The 19,343-nt window shown below is 59.1% G+C and carries 19 protein-coding genes, 1 tRNA gene and 1 riboswitch; of the genes, 9 read left to right on the forward strand and 11 right to left on the reverse strand.

Going from position 1 to position 19,343, the window contains the following annotated elements; translation table 11 throughout:
- Nucleotides 1–40: 40 nt before the first annotated feature.
- From hspQ to ABIE63_RS00575, 3 genes are all read right to left on the reverse strand, one after another.
- The gene (gene hspQ, locus ABIE63_RS00565) at nt 41–370 is read right to left on the reverse strand and encodes a heat shock protein HspQ (RefSeq protein ID WP_183415303.1); all 330 of its coding nucleotides are present in this window, start codon (nt 368–370) and stop codon (nt 41–43) included.
- A 95-nt stretch (nt 371–465) separates the two neighbouring features.
- Nucleotides 466–2,955, reverse strand: coding sequence for a penicillin-binding protein 1A (locus tag ABIE63_RS00570; protein ID WP_354501762.1), 2,490 nt, complete (start codon nt 2,953–2,955; stop codon nt 466–468).
- Between the two features lie 142 nt (nt 2,956–3,097).
- Complete coding sequence (locus tag ABIE63_RS00575) at nt 3,098–4,279, reverse strand: N-acetylmuramoyl-L-alanine amidase (RefSeq protein ID WP_354501765.1); 1,182 nt, start codon at nt 4,277–4,279, stop codon at nt 3,098–3,100.
- Nucleotides 4,280–4,831: 552 nt separating this feature from the next.
- Here ABIE63_RS00575 and ABIE63_RS00580 point away from each other — a divergent pair.
- A complete protein-coding gene (locus tag ABIE63_RS00580) occupies nt 4,832–7,552 on the forward strand; it encodes an Rne/Rng family ribonuclease (RefSeq protein ID WP_354501767.1) in 2,721 nt (906 codons plus the stop codon).
- Between the two features lie 39 nt (nt 7,553–7,591).
- On the opposite strand, the gene ABIE63_RS00585 is transcribed toward ABIE63_RS00580, so the two are convergent.
- The 4 genes from ABIE63_RS00585 to thiO all read right to left on the reverse strand — a co-directional run bounded on the left by ABIE63_RS00585 (nt 7,592) and on the right by thiO (nt 10,515).
- Entirely contained in the window at nt 7,592–8,275 is a 684-nt protein-coding gene (locus tag ABIE63_RS00585; RefSeq protein WP_354501768.1) for a thiamine phosphate synthase, read from the reverse strand.
- 4 nt (nt 8,276–8,279) lie between these two features.
- Entirely contained in the window at nt 8,280–9,059 is a 780-nt protein-coding gene (locus ABIE63_RS00590; protein ID WP_354501771.1) for a thiazole synthase, read from the reverse strand.
- Nucleotides 9,060–9,073: 14 nt separating this feature from the next.
- Nucleotides 9,074–9,283, reverse strand: a complete 210-nt coding sequence (thiS, locus tag ABIE63_RS00595) for a sulfur carrier protein ThiS (RefSeq protein ID WP_354501774.1) — start codon at nt 9,281–9,283, stop codon at nt 9,074–9,076.
- Nucleotides 9,280–10,515 carry a glycine oxidase ThiO gene (thiO, locus tag ABIE63_RS00600; protein WP_354501776.1) on the reverse strand — a complete coding sequence of 412 codons (1,236 nt, stop codon included), beginning with the start codon at nt 10,513–10,515 and terminating at the stop codon, nt 9,280–9,282. The genes thiS and thiO overlap by 4 nt, the downstream gene beginning before the upstream one ends.
- A riboswitch (TPP riboswitch) is annotated at nt 10,513–10,627 on the reverse strand. Its footprint overlaps the gene before it by 3 nt.
- A 120-nt stretch (nt 10,628–10,747) precedes the next feature.
- Between thiO and msrA the strand changes: the two genes are divergently transcribed.
- Nucleotides 10,748–11,218, forward strand: coding sequence for a peptide-methionine (S)-S-oxide reductase MsrA (gene msrA / locus ABIE63_RS00605; RefSeq protein WP_183415310.1), 471 nt, complete (start codon nt 10,748–10,750; stop codon nt 11,216–11,218).
- A gap of 73 nt (nt 11,219–11,291) precedes the next feature.
- On the forward strand, nt 11,292–11,912 hold the full coding sequence (locus ABIE63_RS00610) for a glutathione S-transferase N-terminal domain-containing protein (RefSeq protein ID WP_354501779.1): 621 nt from the start codon (nt 11,292–11,294) through the stop codon (nt 11,910–11,912).
- Between the two features lie 13 nt (nt 11,913–11,925).
- Here ABIE63_RS00610 and ABIE63_RS00615 read toward each other — a convergent pair whose 3' ends face one another.
- Complete coding sequence (locus tag ABIE63_RS00615; protein WP_354501781.1) at nt 11,926–12,378, reverse strand: MarR family transcriptional regulator; 453 nt, start codon at nt 12,376–12,378, stop codon at nt 11,926–11,928.
- Nucleotides 12,379–12,476: 98 nt separating this feature from the next.
- On the opposite strand from ABIE63_RS00615, the gene ABIE63_RS00620 reads away from it, so the two are divergent.
- Nucleotides 12,477–13,181, forward strand: a complete 705-nt coding sequence (locus ABIE63_RS00620; protein ID WP_354501784.1) for a glutathione S-transferase family protein — start codon at nt 12,477–12,479, stop codon at nt 13,179–13,181.
- An 85-nt stretch (nt 13,182–13,266) separates the two neighbouring features.
- Nucleotides 13,267–13,358: transfer RNA gene (locus ABIE63_RS00625), tRNA-Ser, on the forward strand.
- A gap of 209 nt (nt 13,359–13,567) precedes the next feature.
- Here ABIE63_RS00625 and ABIE63_RS00630 read toward each other — a convergent pair.
- Nucleotides 13,568–15,265: a recombinase family protein gene (locus tag ABIE63_RS00630; protein WP_354501787.1), complete on the reverse strand. Its 1,698-nt coding sequence runs from the start codon at nt 15,263–15,265 to the stop codon at nt 13,568–13,570.
- Entirely contained in the window at nt 15,265–15,723 is a 459-nt protein-coding gene (locus ABIE63_RS00635) for a DUF2924 domain-containing protein (RefSeq protein WP_354501790.1), read from the reverse strand. Before ABIE63_RS00635 ends, ABIE63_RS00630 begins: the two co-directional genes overlap by 1 nt.
- On the opposite strand from ABIE63_RS00635, the gene ABIE63_RS00640 reads away from it, so the two are divergent.
- From ABIE63_RS00640 to ABIE63_RS00655, 4 genes are all read left to right on the forward strand, one after another.
- On the forward strand, nt 15,697–16,002 hold the full coding sequence (locus ABIE63_RS00640) for a DDE-type integrase/transposase/recombinase (protein WP_354501793.1): 306 nt from the start codon (nt 15,697–15,699) through the stop codon (nt 16,000–16,002). The genes ABIE63_RS00635 and ABIE63_RS00640 overlap by 27 nt on opposite strands.
- 54 nt (nt 16,003–16,056) lie before the next feature.
- Nucleotides 16,057–16,218: a hypothetical protein gene (locus tag ABIE63_RS00645; RefSeq protein WP_354501796.1), complete on the forward strand. Its 162-nt coding sequence runs from the start codon at nt 16,057–16,059 to the stop codon at nt 16,216–16,218.
- Between the two features lie 61 nt (nt 16,219–16,279).
- Nucleotides 16,280–16,555 carry a MerR family DNA-binding protein gene (locus ABIE63_RS00650; protein ID WP_354502874.1) on the forward strand — a complete coding sequence of 92 codons (276 nt, stop codon included), beginning with the start codon at nt 16,280–16,282 and terminating at the stop codon, nt 16,553–16,555.
- Between the two features lie 70 nt (nt 16,556–16,625).
- Nucleotides 16,626–17,249: a carboxymuconolactone decarboxylase family protein gene (locus ABIE63_RS00655; protein WP_354501799.1), complete on the forward strand. Its 624-nt coding sequence runs from the start codon at nt 16,626–16,628 to the stop codon at nt 17,247–17,249.
- 214 nt (nt 17,250–17,463) lie between these two features.
- Here the strand turns inward: ABIE63_RS00655 and nirK are convergent, their stop codons facing one another.
- Nucleotides 17,464–19,230 carry a copper-containing nitrite reductase gene (gene nirK / locus ABIE63_RS00660; RefSeq protein WP_354501802.1) on the reverse strand — a complete coding sequence of 589 codons (1,767 nt, stop codon included), beginning with the start codon at nt 19,228–19,230 and terminating at the stop codon, nt 17,464–17,466.
- Between the last annotated feature and the right edge of the window lie 113 nt (nt 19,231–19,343).

Below are 19,343 nucleotides of genomic sequence, written 5' to 3' on the forward strand. Positions count from 1 at the left end.
GCAAGTCGCAACAGCGCCGGGCACAAAACGATTCAAACCGTTAGTTGACCTGCTGAACTCTGGGCACGTAGCGCCCGTTTTCCAGATCTTCAAAGAAATCGCCGACATCCGGATGCGACACCGGCAAGCCGCTATCGTCTGGAAGCAGATTCTGCTCCGAAACATAGGCTATGTAAGTCGTCTCCTCGTTTTCCGCGAGGAGATGATAGAACGGCTGATCCTTGCTGGGCCTCACTTCTTCGGGAATGGCATCCCACCACTCATCGGTGTTCGAGAAGATGGCATCAACGTCGAAAATCACGCCGCGAAAATCGTAGTGGCGATGCCGCACCACGTCGCCGATCATGAATTTGGCCGTTTTGACCGTCATGCGTAAACGCTCCTTTTTAATGCCGACAATCTAGGTGCAGGCATTGCATTGGGCAAGAGGTGCAACCCCTCGGCCTTGCATAAAATGTCATCATCTCAATAGATACCGCTGCCAATGGTACCGGTAGTGCTGGGACTTGGCGGCAAAGGCTTGTCGCCGGCAGCGGGCGCCGTTCCCGCGGCGCTTGGGGCAACCGCCGATCCAACGTCTGGCAAGACCCGCGGCGCCTCCCCGAAGGCCGGTTCAGTGCCTGGCTGGAAGGCTTCCAAAATTGCGTCCTCGGCACCTGGGTTGCTGCGCTCACCCGTGAAGCGATCGACCCACACCAATCGTATACCCGGCGGAATACGGAAAGGGACAACCGGTCGTTGTTGCATCGCTTGCGCCATGAAACCCTTGAAGACAGGAAGGGCGACACTGGAACCGGTCTCCTTCGCCCCCATCGGAACGGGGGTGTCGAAGCCGACGAAAACACCGACGGCCAGATCGGGAGTCAATCCCATGAACCAGGTGTCGCGGCTGTCGTTAGTGGTGCCGGTCTTGCCCGCGAGCGGAATACCCAACTCCCGAAGACGAACACCCGTGCCGCGCTGCACCGCCCCTTCTAGCAGAGAGACGATCTGATAGACGACGGCGGGATCGGCAAGCTGTGCGCGTGTATCCGGCGGCACCGGCACGTCCTGCCCTTGCCACACATCCGCCAAACAGCCTTCACAACGCCTCTGGTCATGTCGGAATATCGTCTGCCCTTGACGATCCTGCACACGATCAATGAAGGTCGGCTCAATCGCCTTACCGCCATTCACCAATTCGGAATAGGCTCTCGTTAAACGCAGTACAGTGGTTTCTCCGGATCCTAGCGCCATAGCCAGAACCGGTTCCAGATTGTCCACAATCCCGAAGCGTTCGGCGACCTCTTTGACCTTGCGCATCCCTACCTGTTGAGCCAACCGCACGGTCATGAGGTTACGCGATTTCTCGACCCCGAGGCGCAATGGTGACGGCCCGTAGAACTCCTCGCTGTAGTTCGCCGGTTTCCATTTCCCCAGCTCCTCACCCTGATCAATCGTGATGGGAGCGTCCAAAACGATGGTCGCGGGCGTGAAGCCTTCCTCGAAAGCTCCCAGATAGACGAAAGGCTTGAAGGCCGATCCGGGTTGCCGGGTCGCCTGCGTCGCGCGATTAAACTCGCTGGCCCCAAAGGAAAAACCGCCTGACATAGCCAGCACGCGGCCGGTGTGCGGATCCATTGCGACAATACCGCCATTGACCGCAGGGATTTGGCGTAGCCCATAGCTGTTTTCCGGATAGGCCTCTCCCTCGGCATCCTCGACAACTGCCTCGACTAAGATAAAATCGCCTGCAGTCAAAACATCTGCAGTGCGTTTCGGCCGCGCACCCACTTTCTGTTCCTCTAGCCACGGCCGCGCCCAGGTTAATTCCGAAAACGGCAAATGCCCCTGACGGCCATCCGCGAAACCCAGAACCGCACCTGTATCCTGCACCGCGAGCACGAGTGCGGTTTCCCATTCGGGCAGGGCCGCGACCGGTCGCTCAAAGGCCTCCACGGCTGCATGCCACGCCTCAGGCACGGAGTCCAACTGGGCAAGTGGACCGCGCCAGCCATGCCGCCGGTCGTAGTCTATCAAGCCATCCTGCAATGCCTTGTCAGCAGAACCCTGAAGCTGCGGGTCGAGGGTGGTGCGCACCGATAATCCACCCTTATAGAGGACATCGTCGCCGTAAAGACCCGCTAACTCGCGCCGAACTTCTTCTACAAAGTAATCGGCTTGTGCACGGGCCGCGCCGCCGCGCTCACGCACGACAAGATCCTCGGCCTTGGCCGCCGCTGCCTGCTCTGCGTCGATGTAGCCATTATCCCGCATTTGATCGAGAACCCAATTCCGACGCGCCAACGCCGCGGGCTTCTTGGTAATTGGATTGTAGTTGTTTGGGGCCTTGGGAAGGGCCGCCAGATAGGCCGCCTCGGCAACCGTTAACTCATCAAGCGACTTATCGAAATAGTTGAGCGCTGCGACCGCCACGCCGTACGCGCTGCGCCCAAGGTAGATTTCATTTAGATAAAGTTCGAGAATTCGGTCCTTGCTGTAGGCCTGCTCCAGGCGGAGCGCGATGATCGCTTCCTTGATTTTCCGCTCAATGGACACCTCGTTGGTGAGCAGGAAGTTTTTTGCTACCTGTTGTGTGATGGTCGAAGCACCGACCGGTCTACGGCCTTGAACGACCAGAAGAACATTCTTGATAACGGCAGCACCGATCGAGGGAAGATCGATTCCTGGATGCTGGTAGAACGACTTATCTTCGGCCGACAGGAATGCGGCCACAACACGCTTGGGAATTGCTGAAATAGGGACGGCAAAGCGTTCCTCCACGGCAAACTGCGCCAGCAGGCGTCCGTCGCCGGCGTGAACCCGCGTTACCGTGGCCGGCTGATATCCGGCAAGCTGGCTATGGTCGGGAACGCTTTGGCCGAAATACCAGAAAGCCCCCAACACCGCGGCCACGGCCAGCACTAAACCGGTGAATCCCAGACCAACCAACCAAAGAAAGAATTTTCTAATCATTCCAAAGCCACGTCTTTGCTCGCTCGCAACCCCCGCCAGATGGTCCGGAGGAAACGGCAAAAAGATTGTCTCTCATGCATTTTGGCGCGGCAAGATGACAGGAATGGGGCAGAGAGGCAAAGCCTGAAGAAAACCAGGCGCCTCAGCGCATGGATTGCTGCCAGAAAAAGTACCGGTCCACGGCACTTGCAATACTGGTAACCAGCTTCTTGCGCTCGGCCTGGGAACGCAGTCGTTGCTCATCATCGCGATTTGACAGAAAACCAAGCTCAATAAGGAGTGACGGCACATCGTGTGCCTTAAGAACGACAAATCCGGCAAAACGGTGTGTGTTACCCAGCAACCGGGTCTTACCTTTCAGCTCCTCGACCAGCATGGTCGCAAACCGGGCGGAGAGGTTCATGGTTTCCCGCTGCGTCAGGTCCAACAGGATGTTCGATACCTCGTCGGGTTGCCCTTCCAGTTCGACGCCTGCGATCAAATCGGCTTTGTTTTCCTTCGCTGCCAATTGAGCGGCGACCTCGTCAGAAGAAGTCTCTGATAGGGTATAAACCGAAGTTCCCCGAAGACTGCGGTCATTGTGAGCGTCCGCATGGATGGATATGAAGAGATCGGCACCCGCCTGGCGCGCAGTTTCTCGACGGTCGGATAGTTTGACAAAGATGTCCCGGTCGCGCGTCAGCAAGACATTGTAGCGGCCCGTCGCATCCAATGCGTCCTTTAAGTCCCTGGTAAAGGTCAGGACCACTTCCTTCTCGTAAATGCCAGAGACACCTATCGTTCCAGGATCAACGCCGCCATGGCCCGGATCGAGGACGATCGTGACACGACTGTCCTTGACGCCATCGTTGGAACGCACGACCACGGCTTTGGGTTTTGGCAGCGGCTTGCTTGAGGTGTAAGGCTGTTGCGTGGCGGCAAACGCATTCGCCGCAACGGGCTTCATATCGATTACCAACCGGTGTTTGCTGGTTTCGTTTGGCGATAACAAGAACACGCTGATGATTTCAAGCGGCCCCTGTGAGTCCAGAACCACACGTGATGTTCCAGGTGCGAACAGGCCATAACGCAGGGTCTTTATCAGGCCCCCCTGCTGTTGCGCCATCTCCTGAGGCAGGCTCCATTCAAGCTCAGGCAAATCCACGACAACCCGGTAAGGTCTGGGCAGTGTGAACACCCGGTAGGCCGGTTCTTCGCTCAGTTCCAGGACAAAACGGGTCTTGTCAGGATGGACGCCGATTCGAATGTCACTTACCGACGGCTTCGCGTTCGCCAGCGGTACGGCGAACAAAAAGACCAAAAGAAGCAGTAGAATTCGAACCACGGCGCCCACTTTTTTCCCCGCGCATAGAAGCCGTTCTTACATGTTTCGGCGAACTATACCGCGTATCATTATGATTCGACAACACAAAGCTTGAAAATGCTTGGAAAGGGGCGAGCACGTTTTTCCATTGAGCCTGAACCCCGTATCAGCGTAAGGTACGCCCGTCTTCCGAAGTGTGTCGTCAGGACCGCCGCCGGACTTTCAGCCGAAAAGCGAAAAGGTCACGGGCGGCGCGCTAGAGACCGTCACAGTTCCAGGTGCGGCAGTCTGCAGTGCTATTGCTGCAATGCAAGAACGCCCTCTGGGTTCGGTAAGCCAACAAGCGGGTTTGACGTTCTGCGGCAGCGCAGGCGTCGCGGAACGAAGGACGATTGTGGCATATTGCCAGGTCGGTCATGTTGGACCGAGGTAGAGCGCGAGGAGCGGAAAAGATGGCTCATTTCTTCCAGGCACAGTGGTCGCGCGCCTCAGTCCTTTCCCTTATGGAATGGCGCGCGCCGCGTCCCCTCTCGCGAGGGGTCGACGCTCGGCGCGTTGAGGAGATGCATTTTAATGGTCAAGCGTATGTTGATCGATGCCACCCACCCGGAGGAAACACGGGTGGTGGTGCTGGACGGAAATCGTCTAGACGAGTTTGATGTCGAAGCGGCAGGTAAGAAGCCGCTAAAAGGAAATATTTACCTGGCCAAGGTGACGCGGGTCGAACCCTCGCTACAAGCGGCATTTGTAGATTACGGCGGAAACCGCCACGGTTTCCTTCCCTTTAGCGAGATACACCCTGACTACTACCGGATTCCTGTTGCTGATCGCGAAGCGCTGATCGCCGAAGAAGCCAGAACACGCAACTCCGGCAATGGCGATAGCGAAATTGCGGAAGCCGCAGCAGAGCAACCGACAAAGACTGAAAAGCCCAAATCAGGCCGTCGGCGCAGCAAAGCCGACAGCGATGAAAACGGCAATTCAGGCCGGGTCGAAGAAGTTGAAACGGAATCAAGTGTCGATACGCTGGAAGGCGACGAAGCCGATGACGCCGCGCGCCGTCGCGCCCATTTCCTGCGCAAGTATAAAATTCAGGAAGTCATCAAGCGCGGTCAGGTGCTGCTCATCCAGGTAACCAAGGAAGAGCGCGGCAACAAGGGCGCGGCATTGACGACCTACCTTTCGCTGGCGGGACGCTACTGCGTCTTGATGCCGAATACGCCGCGCGGCGGCGGCATCAGCCGCAAGATTTCAAATGCTCCTGACAGAAAGCGTCTAAAAACGGTTGTCAACGAGCTTGAGATACCTGAGGGCATGGCGGTCATCGTCCGCACCGCCGGTAGCGAACGCACCAAGGCAGAAATCCGGCGCGACTACGAGTACCTGATTCGCTTGTGGAGCGAAATTCGCGAGCAAACGCTCCAGTCGAATGCCCCGGCACTGATCCATGAAGAAGGCGATCTCATCAAGCGCTCGCTGCGTGATCTCTATAGCCGCGATACTGAAGAGATCTTGGTCGAGGGCGATGATGCCTACAAAGCGGCCAAGAATTTCATGAAGCAGCTTGCGCCGAGCCATGCTCGCAAGATCAAGCAGTACAAGGACGAGCGGATTCCGCTGCTGCACCGCTTCCAGGTGGAATACCAACTCGACGCGATTCACACGCCGGTCGTGCAGTTGAAGTCCGGCGGCTATCTGGTGATCAACCAGACAGAGGCTCTGGTGGCCATCGATGTGAACTCCGGTCGCTCAACCAAGGAACGGCATATCGAGGAAACTGCCCTCAAAACCAATCTGGAGGCTTCCGACGAGGTTGCGCGCCAGTTGCGCCTGCGCGACCTCGCAGGACTGGTCGTTGTCGATTACATCGATATGGACGAGTCACGGCACAACCGGGAAGTCGAGCGCCGCCTGAAGGAGGCAATGAAATCCGATAGGGCTCGTATCCAGCTCGGTCGCATCTCACCATTCGGACTGTTAGAGCTTTCCCGGCAGCGGTTACGACCGTCCCTGGTGGAAACCTCGACGGAGGCTTGCTCACATTGCGGTGGAACCGGGCGTCTACGCTCGGTCGAATCAACAGCGCTGATGATGCTCCGTATGCTTGAGGAAGAAGGCATCAAACGCGGGCAAGGTGAAATAAGTTTGGCCGTACCGACCGCTGTCGCCCTCTTTATTCTAAATCAAAAGCGCGACCACCTCGGCATGATCGAAAGCCGCTATCAGTTTCGCGCCATTATCGAGGCGGACGACCGCCTTACCGCGCCCGATTACCGCTTGCGTCGCGACGGCACACAGGAAGCCCAGGAAAGCGGCCAGAGCCGTCGCGGTCGTTCGACCCAGGACGCCACTTCGGAAGCTGAGCGTGACGCCGGGCCTGACACTCAAGGGACTTCAAGCGCCGATACGCCCAGAGATGGAGCCCGGGACGCCCGTCGAGACGATTCGGACGGTGAACGCCAAGGCCGCCGCCGGCGCGGTCGTCGCGGCGGCCGTGGTCGTTCGGAGGAGCGCGAGACGGAGACCATCGCCGCACCAGCCCCCGACGACATCAGCGAGTCCGATAACGCCGTCCAGGAAGCCCATCGGGAAGGCCCGGCGCACGACGAGGAGTCGGAAGATAGGGAGCGCACCCGGAAGAAGCGTCGTCGCGGCAAGCGTGGTGGTCGGCGCCGCAACAAGCGTCAGGACGATCAGGACATCCGGATGGAATCCGCCGACGCGCAGCCAGCGGAGCGTGCTCCCGACGCCGGCGAGACGGATGATCGCGCTGCAGTGATCGAACAGGTGGCCTCGGAGACTGTCACGGCTTCTGAACCTTCGGAAGCAGAAGCCCAGTCGGAGGACGGAAAAGAAACGACCAAGGCAAAGCGCCCCCGCCGCAGCCGTAGCCGCCGAAAGGCGCAACCTACGGATGCTGCTGAGACACCGGTCGCTGAAGCCGAGAGCGGACAGCAGGAAGTAGAGACCGCAGCGTCCGACGAAACGAACGTCGTGGAAGCCGAACCTGCCGCTGAGTCGGAGAAAGCGGCGACCGAGAAACCGAAACGCCGAAGCCGTGCCCGCAAGAAGCCCCAAACGGCAGTTGAGCCGGTAACCAATGGAGAGGCACCGGCTGAAACGAGCAAGCCTGTGGCCGCCGAGCCCCAACCTACTCCGGAACCAGCCCCTACACCGGCTCCGGAACCGAAAGCGGCACCTGATGAGCCTGCTTTCCCCGGTGTCGTCATCGACGTCGATAAGGTTGAAGACAAACCCCGTAAAAAGGGGTGGTGGAGCAAGGTCGGAATCTAAGCGACCGTGCTGTTGAACTGCCTAGTCGGAGGCGCAGTGCTAGCGCTGCGCCTCCCAAGCTTCCAGAAACTCCCGGAAAACCGGCCCTGGGTCGGAACTGCGCATGATCGCCCCCATCACGGCAATCCCGCTTGCGCCATAGTCCCGGCATTGCCCGGCCCTGGCCGCCGTTTCAACACCCCCAAGCGCCAACAAGGGCAGGTCCATGTGCTCCGCAACATCCTGGAATTCCGAAAGCCTTGCTTCCAGACCGTAACCGGGCTTACTGGCGCTCGGGAAAATCGGGCTAAGCGTCGCATAATCAAGAGCTGCCTGCTGCGCAGGTAGAAGGCGGTCTCCGATATGAAGAGATAAGCCAATCAATGCACCCTGCCCCATCAACCTTCGCGCTTCCAAGACATCGGAACCGCTCGGCAAATGCAGCGCATCCATTTCCAACGATCGCGCAAGCTGCGCTGAGCCATGAAGGGACAGTCGCGCGCGCGCCGCGACAGCCATCGGCTTCAACGCCTGAACCTCACGTTCCAGCGCCTCTGTCGGCAAATCCTTTTCTCTGATCGAGAACCAGCGACAACCGGCGGAAAAAAGGGCGGAAGCAACTTCAGCCAGTGATACTGCCGCCTGTTTTCGGTCGCTGATGACAAGAATAGGCGGCAAAGGCAAATTGCGGCGCACGCCGGCAACCGTGCCGGTTTCAGTTGGACCGAAAGCCTCGCTTGGCATGCACTTATCCGCCGATCAGACCCAGTTGCGGGCTCGAAGCCTCGGCAAAGCGGCGCTTGGGAATCCGCCCGGCTTCCCTGGCTTGGAACCCTGCCTCCACGCCAAACCTGAAAGCCTGTGCCATGGCCAGCGGATTTTGCGATTTAGCTATGGCGGAATTGACAAGGACCGCATCGCATCCCAGTTCCATCGCCAACGCCGCTTCAGATGCCGTCCCCAGACCCGCGTCCAGCACCACCGGAACACTGCTGCGTTTGCAAATCATCTCGATCATGCCGGGATTGGCAATGCCCTGCCCGGAACCAATAAGGGAGCCCAATGGCATTACAGCGGCGCAGCCGACGTCCGCGAGCTTCTGGCATATCACGGGATCATCGTTGCAATAGGGTAGCACCACAAATCCCTTCTCCACCAACTCAGCCGCAGCAACGACGAGCTGATCAACGTCCGGGTACAAGGTTTCACGGTCGCCGATAAGTTCAAGCTTGACCCAGTTTGTCTCCAACGCTTCGCGCGCAAGTTCAGCCGTCAAGACCGCGTCCTTGACCGTGGTGCAGCCTGCCGTATTGGGCAACAAACGATAGCGGCCGCCAAGCAGATCAACGAGGCTCTCCGCATAGCCCTCAAGGCTCACGCGGCGGATCGACAAGGTGACCATCTCGCAAGCGCTGGCCTTCAGCGAACGCAGCAGAATGTCCTGATTCGGATAGCCCGCGGTACCTACGAACAGGCGTGATTCCAGGGTTTCTCCGGCAATGATCAATGGCTTCGTCGACTGCGTCATTGGTCTCCTGGTCCTTAGCCGCCGGCGGCGGGTTTGACTATCTCGATGGCGTCGCCCGCGCTGGGTTTGGTTTCCTGCCAACGCCCACGCGGCAATACCGCACCGTTGAGCGCAACCGCTAGACCGCGAGTTTCGGGATTTAGCCCCTCACCCTGTAGCAGTTTCCAAATGCTGTCGGCATCCACTGAGCGCGTTTCACCGTTTATGGTCAGGCTACAGCTCATATCCCACTCCTCGATCCGATCGGCGCCAGCGTGCCCTGTATCGACCCTGTAGTCTTGTCTCGCTCGTGTGGTGATTTAGCGAATCTATCAAGGCTGAATTCGGCAGCCCAGTCAGGTAGGCTTCCTTCTATTACGCTGTGTGTCATTGCCTCTGCCGTGACAGGTGTTAGCAAGATGCCGTTCCTGTGGTGCCCTGTCGCCATGTGCAACCCGGCAACCTCCCGGACCGGCCCAAAGATTGGCGCATCGTCTCTACTGGTCGGACGATGCCCTACCCAGGTTTCCGCTATCGGTAACTCCTCGATACCCGGAACCGCGCGCCAAGCCCCCTCCAGCAGAGCCAACATCCCACCTGCCGTCAGGGTGTCATCAAAACCCTTCTCCTCCACCGTGGCGCCGATAATCAGCCGTCCGTCGTTGCGCGGCACCAGGTACAACTTGGGTGCCCAGATCACATGACGAAGGAGCGGCTGCTCAGGATCCATTTGCAGCGCCAACATCTGCCCCTTCACCGGCCGCACCGGTGGACGGGCGGTCTCCGGCAAGCCCGGCAGGTGACGCACCCAAGCGCCGGTCGCAATGACGATCCGGTCAAAGCTCTGCACCGTACTGTCCACCATCAGGCCGCAAGCCTTGCCCGCTTCGATCACCAAGCGCTCCACCCGGCAGTTCTCGTGCAATCGCACGCCCGCCTTCAACGCCGCCTGCTTCAAGGCTGCCGCAAGTTTCCTGTTATCCACCTGATGATCGTTCGGGCTGAAGACCGCACCTGCGATTCCCGGACGCAGATAGGGCTCCATCCGCCGCGCATCCAGACCATTCAACCAGGTCAACTGCACACCCAAGCGGCGTTGAAACTCGTAGGAAAAGCGGAGCTGCTCAAGATCGTCGCGGTTGGTCGCCACCACCAGCGTGCCCTGATCCCGGTAGCCGATATCATGGCCGCTGGCTTGTTCGAGCTCTCTACGGAACGCAGGCCATAGCTCCTGGGCACGACGATTGAGGGCCCATAGCGATTCCTCACCTGGCTCTACCTCAACGCCGGCAGCCAACATTCCGGCCGCCGCCCAGGTGGCGCCTCGACCCGCTTCTCCGCTATCGAACACCGTGACCTTGCAGCCCTTGTTCGCCAGTCCCCAGGCCAGCGAAAGGCCGCTCACGCCCGCACCGACGACCCCAACCGAAAGCGGAGCGCGTTGCGCGATATTCGAAGATTTTTCATTTATAGACATCGACGGCAGATGGCTCCCTTCGCTGGCATGACCCAGAGCAGGTTCGGTGGGTTTGATCTCAGCCGCTCGGATCTCAACATGGGCCGATCCGTCGGCACCCCAGCCTTATCCCCCAGATGTGATGCTTTTCCGAGGCCAAAGCAAGGGTAAAGCACATTTTCGTGCAGCTTCTGGACCAACCGCCTATGCACACCTACATTGACAGGCATAATCTCAGTTGGAGGATTACAATATGGAAAAGGCAACCTTTGCGGCTGGCTGTTTTTGGGGCGTGGAGGAGTTCTTCCGCGCCGTCAAGGGCGTGAAGTCCACGCGCGTCGGCTACACTGGTGGACAAACCGAAAACCCTGACTACAAGCTAGTGTGCAGCGGCCGGACGGGCCACGCCGAGGCGATAGAAATCACCTTCGACGCAGCCTTGGTCAGTTACGAGGATCTGCTGCACGATTTTTTTGCCCTACACGACCCGACACAGGTCGATCGTCAAGGCCCCGACGTGGGGACGCAGTATCGTTCCGCGATCTTCTATCATTCACCGGAACAGGAAGCTGCGGCACGGGCCTTCAAGCAGAAGCTTGAGAACGACAAAGTTTTCCGTAGACCCATTGCCACTCAGATCGTTCCCGCGGCCACATTCTACGCAGCCGAGGAGTATCATCAGCAGTACCTGGCAAAACGTGGCTTAGCGGGCTGCCATATCTGACAGTCAGCCACCCTATCGATTGATGAAAATTCCATGCATTAGCCGCACAGATTCGGCGGCCTGAAAGGAGCTCATGTCCATTACACTATACACCTGGGGCACGCCCAATGGCCGTAAGGCCTCGATCATGCTTGAGGAGCTCGGCCTCTCCTATGACACCGTGCCCATCAACATCACTAAAGACGAACAGTTCGCACCTGATTTTCTGAAGATCAGCCCGAACAATAAGATTCCGGCGCTCGTCGACAGCGATGGCCCCGACGGCAAACCGATTTCGGTTTTCGAAACCGGCGCCATCCTGATTTATCTGGCCGAAAAGCACGGGCAGCTGTTGCCAACCGACCCCGCGGGACGCAGTCTATGCCTGCAGTGGTTGATGTGGCAGATGGGCGGTTTCGGCCCGATGCTTGGGCAGGCGCACCATTTCCGGCGCTTCGCCAAGGAGAAAATTCCCTACGCCATTGATCGCTATACTAACGAATCCCGGCGGCTTTATGGCGTTCTGGATAAACGCCTCGGTGAGGCTGAGTTCTTGGCGGGCGCTTACTCCATCGCCGATATCGCGACCTATCCCTGGGCGGCGCGTCATGAGTGGCAAGGGATCGACTTAAGCGATTTTCCGAACGTCTTGCGCTGGTACAATGCCATCGGCAGCCGTCCGGCAGTGCAACGAGGCATGGCGGTTCCCGCCTGACCGAGTATTCGCTTCAAGTGCTCGCCTTGCGGTCCACCAGCCTTCGTAGCACCGCTGCGAGGCTGGTGATTTCCGTTGAACTCAACCGATCTCCCATACGTCGTTGAATGGCCACTCCATAAGCGGGCCACATTCGTTTGAGTAACGCCCGCCCGTCTTCCGTCATGCGCAAAAGGTTCGCTCTACCGTCGTCGGGCGACGCTTCGCGCAGCAGGTAACCGGCCTTCTCCAGCCGATCAAGCAGCCGCGAGATGTTGTACTGCGGCAGCAGGACCTCCTTCTCCAACTCCCGCGCAGTCAACAAACGGGGACTGGCACGCTTCAACTCCAGCAGAATGTCGTACCACGACAGCGGCGGAAACCCGGCGGCCTTCAGGTCATGTTCTACCGCGGCCAGGACGGACTGTTGGCTGCGCAACAACAACGCCCAGGCGTCTATGGTTTCTTGGTTCGGCAGCTTGGTCATCCTTGTACCTTAGCAAAATATGCAAACGCATGGAACTTGACAAAATAGAGCACTCCGTCAATATACATGCAAATGCATCTTTATTGGCGGAGTGAATCATGCAATCTTTCAAGACAGACCGTCTTACGCTGGTCAGCCACCACCTTTGTCCTTTTGTGCAGCGAGCGGCGATCCTGCTGGACGAAAAGAACTTCGACTATGAACGCGTCCAGATCGACCTGACGAACAAGCCAGACTGGTTCACTAAGGTTTCGCCGTTGGGGCGCGTGCCGCTGCTTATCGTCGGCGACTCGGTCCTCTTTGAATCAGCAGTCATCTGCGAGTACCTGGACGAGGTAACGGAGGGGTCTCTGCATCCGGCTGACCCGCTGGAGAAAGCGAGGGCCCGCAGCTTTATCGAGTACGGATCGGCAATTCTCAACGACATCGGCGGATTCTATAATGCCCCCGATACGGAGCGATTGAAGGAGATGCGGCAGAAGCTTGCCGACAAGTTCGCCCGTCTGGAGGCGGAATTGGGCAACGGCCCCTACTTCGCCGGCGCGAAATTCAGCCTCGTGGATGCGGTTTTCGGGCCAATCTTCCGTTATTTTGACAGCTTCGATAAGATCGCTGAGTTCGGCATTTTCGATGGGCTACCAAAAGTTACTGCCTATCGGCAGGCCTTGGCTGAAAGACCTTCGATCAAGGGTGCTGTGACTGCCGATTACCCTGCGCGCCTGGAAGCCTTTATTGCCCGTCGGGGTAGCCAATTATCGAGGTTCTTGGAGAATAGGGACTCACAGGGTGCTCTGGCCTCCTAGTTCACCCATGAGAGCGATTGACAAGCCCCTGGTCGGTGTCTAGAACCCAAACCGCAAACGCCGTGTCGAATGCACCTCGCTTTGCGGAGGGGTGGCCGAGAGGCTGAAGGCGGCGGTTTGCTAAACCGTTATACGGGGAAACTCGTATCGTGGGTTCGAATCCCATCCCCTCCGCCATTCTTTCTAGCCGAAATCACCCGCCCGGTTCTTGTCTCAAAAGAGCCCGACATCTCCGAGGCTTAGCGGATATTCGCCGCCATTGCGGCGGTTTGGGATGCCTGGATCCTGGCCGCAACCGGGGCCTCCTTCGCGCGATATCTCTACGCGGACAAATCCAGGTCCGGTTTGCTTTTCGGGAGGTTGCGCGGGGTTAGGCTGGAGAGGCTTTAGAGAGGTTCGTATCCCAGCAGCCTGCGCTGCGCGTCCCAGGCAATCGGCAGGCGCTTGAGCAGGTCTTCCTGGAGAAGCTCCGGCCGCTGTTGGCCGGAGAGAATGGCCTCGACGATATCAGGGGCGAGACAAGCCAGATGCAGGATGCGACCGACATAGCGGCGACTGAGCCCTACGGCCTCGGCAATGGCTTCCAGGCTTAGCCGTTCGCCCGCGATCAACTGCTCGCGCCAGCGCTGGGCTCTGGCAATCGCCGAGATCAGCGCAGGGTCGGGCGCCCCTCGCCGCAGCGGCTCTTGCGGCGTGATAACAAAGACCTCCGCACCCCGGCGCTGCAGGCGGATCGGCTCTTCCAGCGAGATGCGGGCGTTGGGAGACGTTTCTTCTTGGAAAGTATCGGCCTCCTTGCTGAGCGCTGCGCTGAGAGCGTCTCTAACAGCGTCCGCCCGCAACTCAATGCACAAGCGCTCTTCCTCTAATACGACCCGGTGGACTAGCTGTTGCCACCGGGGCGTCTGGGATCCCTCGTCGAGCTTCGCGCCGAAGGCTTCAATGTCAGGGCGCAGCCTTTCGCAGGCATGCGGATCCAGACCAAGCTCAAGGCTCTCATTCAATAGAATGCTGTCGCTCAGATGACGCTTGGTTGCGCGCAGCACCGCACCTTCGATCTCACCGGCCGGCAGCCGTAGCCGCTTGCCGCCCTGGTTGAGGGCGGAATTGTCTGCCGCCAGGTAGTAGCGGTAGCGCCGCCCGGCCTTGGCGGCATGAGAGGTAGTAAAGGCTCTGCCGCCGGGATCAACCAGCAGGCCTCTCAGCGGATAGGGTTCACTCCCGCGCAGTCGATGGCGGCCCCCTTGGCGGTTGGCCTCCAGGAACTGCTGCACTGCCTTCCAGAGGGCCTGGTCGATGATAGGGGCATGGAGTCCATCGTGCAGGAGACCCTTGTGGCGGATGCGCCCTCTGTAGAGGGGGTTTCTAAGGATATGGTAGAGAGCCCCCCTGCTGAAGGCCTTACCCCCTACACTCTCACCCTTCCGATTGACCCAGTTCTTGCCCCTGAGGCCGTCACTCTCGAGTTCCTCCTTCAGGGCCCTTACAGAGCCCAACGCCAGGTAGCGTTCATAGATCTGCTGGACTGTCTTTGCCTCAGCCTCATTGATCTCCAGCGTGCGCCCCTTAGGGTCATAGCCCAGCGGGACCCTACCACCCATCCACAGGCCCCGCTTCTTGGAGGCGGCGATCTTGTCGCGGATGCGCTCGCCCGTCACCTCCCGCTCGAACTGGGCAAAGGACAGCAGTACATTAAGGGTGAGCCTGCCCATGGAGGTCGTGGTGTTGAACTGCTGGGTGACAGAGACAAAGGACACACCCTTCTCATCGAAAAGCTCGACCAGGCGGGCAAAGTCAGAGAGTGCGCGGGTCAGGCGATCGACCTTGTAGACGACGATCACCTTCACCAGACCAGCCGAGACATCGGCGAGCAGGGCCTTGATGCCGGGGCGCTCCAGCGTGCCGCCGGAGAAACCGCCGTCAGCGTAGCGCCGCTCACTGGCGACCCAGCCTTCCTGCTTCTGGCTGGCGATGTAGGCAAGGCATGCCTCGTGCTGTGCGTCCAGCGAATTGAAGTCCTGCTCCAGGCCCTCCTCCGAGGACTTGCGGCTGTAGACCGCGCAGGTCACCTGTTGCCCGCTCATCAGCCCCTGCCCTTCCGCAAGCCGAAGAAGGCGGGCCCGTTCCAGCGGACGCCGGTGATCTCCCGGGCAATTTGGGAGAGGCTACGATAAACCTCCCCGCGGTAGGCATAGCCCCGCTCCAGGACCGTGACCTCCCGCAGCTCTCCACCCCAGCGCCGGAGGATGCGGGTTCCCGGCTTGTATGGCTGGGCGCCCTCGGGGTGATAGCTCTTACCCTGCCCTAAGGTCTCGGCGGCACGGCGGAGTTGGATCTGCGCTGCTTTGGAGAGTGCACCCTCCTGCCGTTCCTGCAGCCGATAGGCCAGGAAGGCCAGCAGTGTCTCCCGGTGCATCTTGGCCGGCGCCTCGCGCTTGAAGAGACGCTGCCAGAGAGCCTGCAGTTCCGCTCTCTCCAGATCGGCTAGATTATCAATCCCCGGATAGCGCATCCCATGTCCCTCCTCTCTCAGGAGGTCCATCCACGCTCTCTGGCCCGCAGAGTTCCAGTCATTTCTGGCGTTGTGCGCCAGTTATGGTTGTGGAGAGCGGCACTACCTCTGGCGGCGGTGGGCCACAAGGGTGAGGTTCTCGAAAGTTTCGTTACCAAGGCGCAGGACAAAAAGGCCGCGTTGAAATTCCTAAGAAAGGCGATGCGGAAGCACGGTCGCCCCGAGGTAATCGTGACAGATCGGCTGCGTTCGTACGGCGCTGCACTCAGGGAGATCGGAGTAGCAGACCGTCATAAAACTGGCCGTTGAGCAAACAACGGGGCGGAAAATTCACACCTGCCGTTCCGACGACGGGAGTGGGCGATGCTGAGATTTCGCCGAATGCGAAGTCTGCAGAAGTTCACCGCCGTCCATGCCTCCGTCTATAACATCTGCAACACAGAACGCAGCCTTTCCTCGCGAGCCATCTTCAAGCTGAACCGTGCCGCTGCTCTCGCCGAGAGGCGCGGCCTCTGCTCGGCATAAAGGATAGCGCTACTGTCGCATCAGAGACTGGTTTGCATTTGTCTAATAGCACCGCTACCGTATCTACGATAAAAGCCACGTCCGCCCTCTTCGCTTCATCCTTTGGGCCCGCGAACTCGGCTTTGCGATCGAGAAAATCCGCGGCCTGCTTCAACTGGTCGACAGCGGGAATCAGGCCTGTGCCGAGGTCAAAGCGCGAACCGAAAGCCATCTTGCCGACGTGCGGGCAAAGATCGCAAATCTCCGGCGGATCGAGCAAGTGCTCGCGACGACCGCGGTGTCCTGTTCCGGCGACGACGTCCCTGAATGTGCGGTCCTGGAGGCGCTCGCTTCATGAATGGTGAAGCTGGGATGGAATACGGACTGTCCGGAGTGGCGTACTGAGCCGTGATTTGGAGAAATTGCCGATGCGCATAGAGCCGAAGCCGATCTCTAGTTACCCTTGGTACTTGCGTCCGTTTTTTTGGAACCAGCGACGCAAATATGGCCGCGTGCTGGACGCCGCATTACTCTGGACGCGATCGCCCAGGCTGTTCTTGGGCGTGGCCATTCTCTATGGGCTGATCGATCGTCGGCGATCTCCGATTGAGCCGGCTCTGCGCTCGCTCATCACCGTACGGGTATCGCAGATCAATTGGTGTGCGTTCTGCGTGGACCTAAATTCGGCAACGCTGATGAAGCGTGGCGCGAGCGTGGCCAAAGTCGAAGCACTGGACCACTGGCGCGATAGCGAATTGTTCGACGAGCGCGAACGCGTCGTTCTTGATTACGCGGAGGCGATGACACACTCGGATCGGCGGGTCGATGATGGTGTTTTCGGCCGATTGAAAAAATATTTCAATGACGACGCCATCATCGAATTAACCGCACTCATCGCGTTTCAGAATATGTCGAGCAAGTTCAACAGCGCGCTTGCTGTGCCTCCGCAAGGTTTCTGCCAACTGCCTAGGCTCACTGCAGGCGTTTCTGGAGGACTTGAAGAAAATGCCGCCGCCGATCTGAGTCATCAATCAGGTGTGCAGGACAAGTAATAGGTGAGGTCTTGCAGGCTACACAGTGGCGTCGGCATGGCCGACGGAGGTCCGTAGTTTCGGCGATTTGGGCGATCCAAACTCCGATGTCAGTCGCCTGGCAAGCGCCTGCGTCGGCTACGATCTATTGCCCGAGCAAGGCTGCCGCCCAGTCAACAAATAGGTGACGTAGGCCGGGACCAAAGCGCGGGTGCGGGTTCGGACTTTCTGCCTTTTATTCGGGATTCTTGTCGTATGGCTTGTAGATTTCCGGTTGATCCGGACCTTCGACCAAGAGAAAGGCCAAGAGGCCGCGTTCGAGACGGGAGAGTGCGTGGTCGACCAGCAGGTAGCGGCCGGGCACCTCCAGCTTGAATTCGACAGCCACCGCCCCACCAGGCGCCACGGACACCGTCTGAATCCCCTGCAGCGGCGGATTGATCAAATCGCCCATCGTGTAGACACGATCAAAAATCTCGCCGATCACATGGAAGGACGATGTGAAGTTCGGCCCGCCCACACCCATAAAGATACGCACGGTCTCGCCAAGCTTGGCTTGCAGCGGTTGCTGTTTGGTGAGCGTCCCAACCGCGCCATTGAAAACGAAATACTCCGGGCGCTCGGCGAGAAGCTTCTCGACGCTGAACTCCTGGTTGCCGCGCTGGCCAAAGACGGCCTCTGTGTAAATCTCACCCTGCATGACATAGAACTCGCGGTCGACCGGCGGCAAACCGCCTTCCGGTTCCACCAGAATCAACCCGTACATGCCGTTGGTGATATGATGCGCCACCATCGGCGTGGCGCAGTGATAGACGTAGAGGCCCGGCACCAGAGCCTTGAAATCGAGTTGCTTCTCGGAGCCTGGTTCAACCTGCAGGTAAGCGGCGCCGCCACCGGGGCCGGTTGTGGCATGGAAGTCAACGGAATGGATCATCGCCGAGTTTTCGTCGTTCTTCAGACGCACCTGCACGGTATCGCCCACGCGAACGCGCAGGAACGGCCCGGGCACTGTGCCATTGAAGGTCCAGTACTGATAGGTCGTGCCCTCGTCGAGCAGACCTTCTAGCTCGACCGCCTCGAGATCGACACGCACAGTCATTGGCCCGCGCTCGCCTATCGGCGGTGGTAGCGCCATCGCGCTCAGGCCGATCGCGGGGACCGAGGCAACCGGCTCGGTGACCTTGGGCTGGACGGTGAACTTGCCCTCCATGCCCGCCAGACGATGCCCCGGTAGAGAGCAGAGATAAGTCGAACTGCCGGCCGCCTTGGCGCGGAAGGCGATCGTCGTACTGGATCCTTTGTTGACGACGTGCTGCGACTGCACGCCTTGATCAGGGAAGACGATGTCGTGCTCGGCACCTTCGCCATTGATCAGCGTCAACTGCACGATGTCGCCTTCGCTGGCGACCAACTCGGGATTAACGACGCCATCAATAGTGCCGCCAAAGCCGATATAAACCATGCGGCCATCGGCGATTCCGGTACGCATCGTGTACTTGACGTCGGCAAGATATCCGGCGGGAATGGATGGATCGGAAACCGCCACCTGTGGTGCCGTGGCCGCCGGCGTTTCGGCCATCTGTGTTGGTTCGGCACTCGCGGCGCCGGTGCCCAAAATCGATTGCAAATAGGCGATCACTGTCGCGCGATCCTTCTCGCTGCGCAGACCGCCGAATGTCATCTTGTTGCCAGGTATCGCTTTGGCCGGATCGGCCAAGAAGGTATCGAGCGTCGCCGCATCCCACATGGCGCCATCTTGCTTCATCGCGGTGGAATACGCGAAGCCATCGAGCGACCCTGCCGGCCGACCAAAGACACCATGCAAACTAGGTCCGATCTTATTGACCTCCGGCTTCAGGCTGTGGCAGGCTTGACACTTACGGAATACCTTGGCGCCCAACTCGGTCTGCTCGACGGCCAGAGCTGCCGAAGTTATCATGACCACCACCCCGAGGACGGCAACACCCAGCGCCCGCACGGCGCATATCATCCTTAGATTCATCGCTGCGACACTCCTTGATTTTAGTCCGCGGTATGTCTGGTCGGGCGGCGCCGATAGGGCATTGATCTAGTCAACATTTACCAGATAATCCCCAAATTCAGGGAAATCGTACC

This window comes from Limibacillus sp. MBR-115 (assembly GCF_040549425.1).
Classification (GTDB): domain Bacteria; phylum Pseudomonadota; class Alphaproteobacteria; order Kiloniellales; family CECT-8803; genus Limibacillus; species Limibacillus halophilus.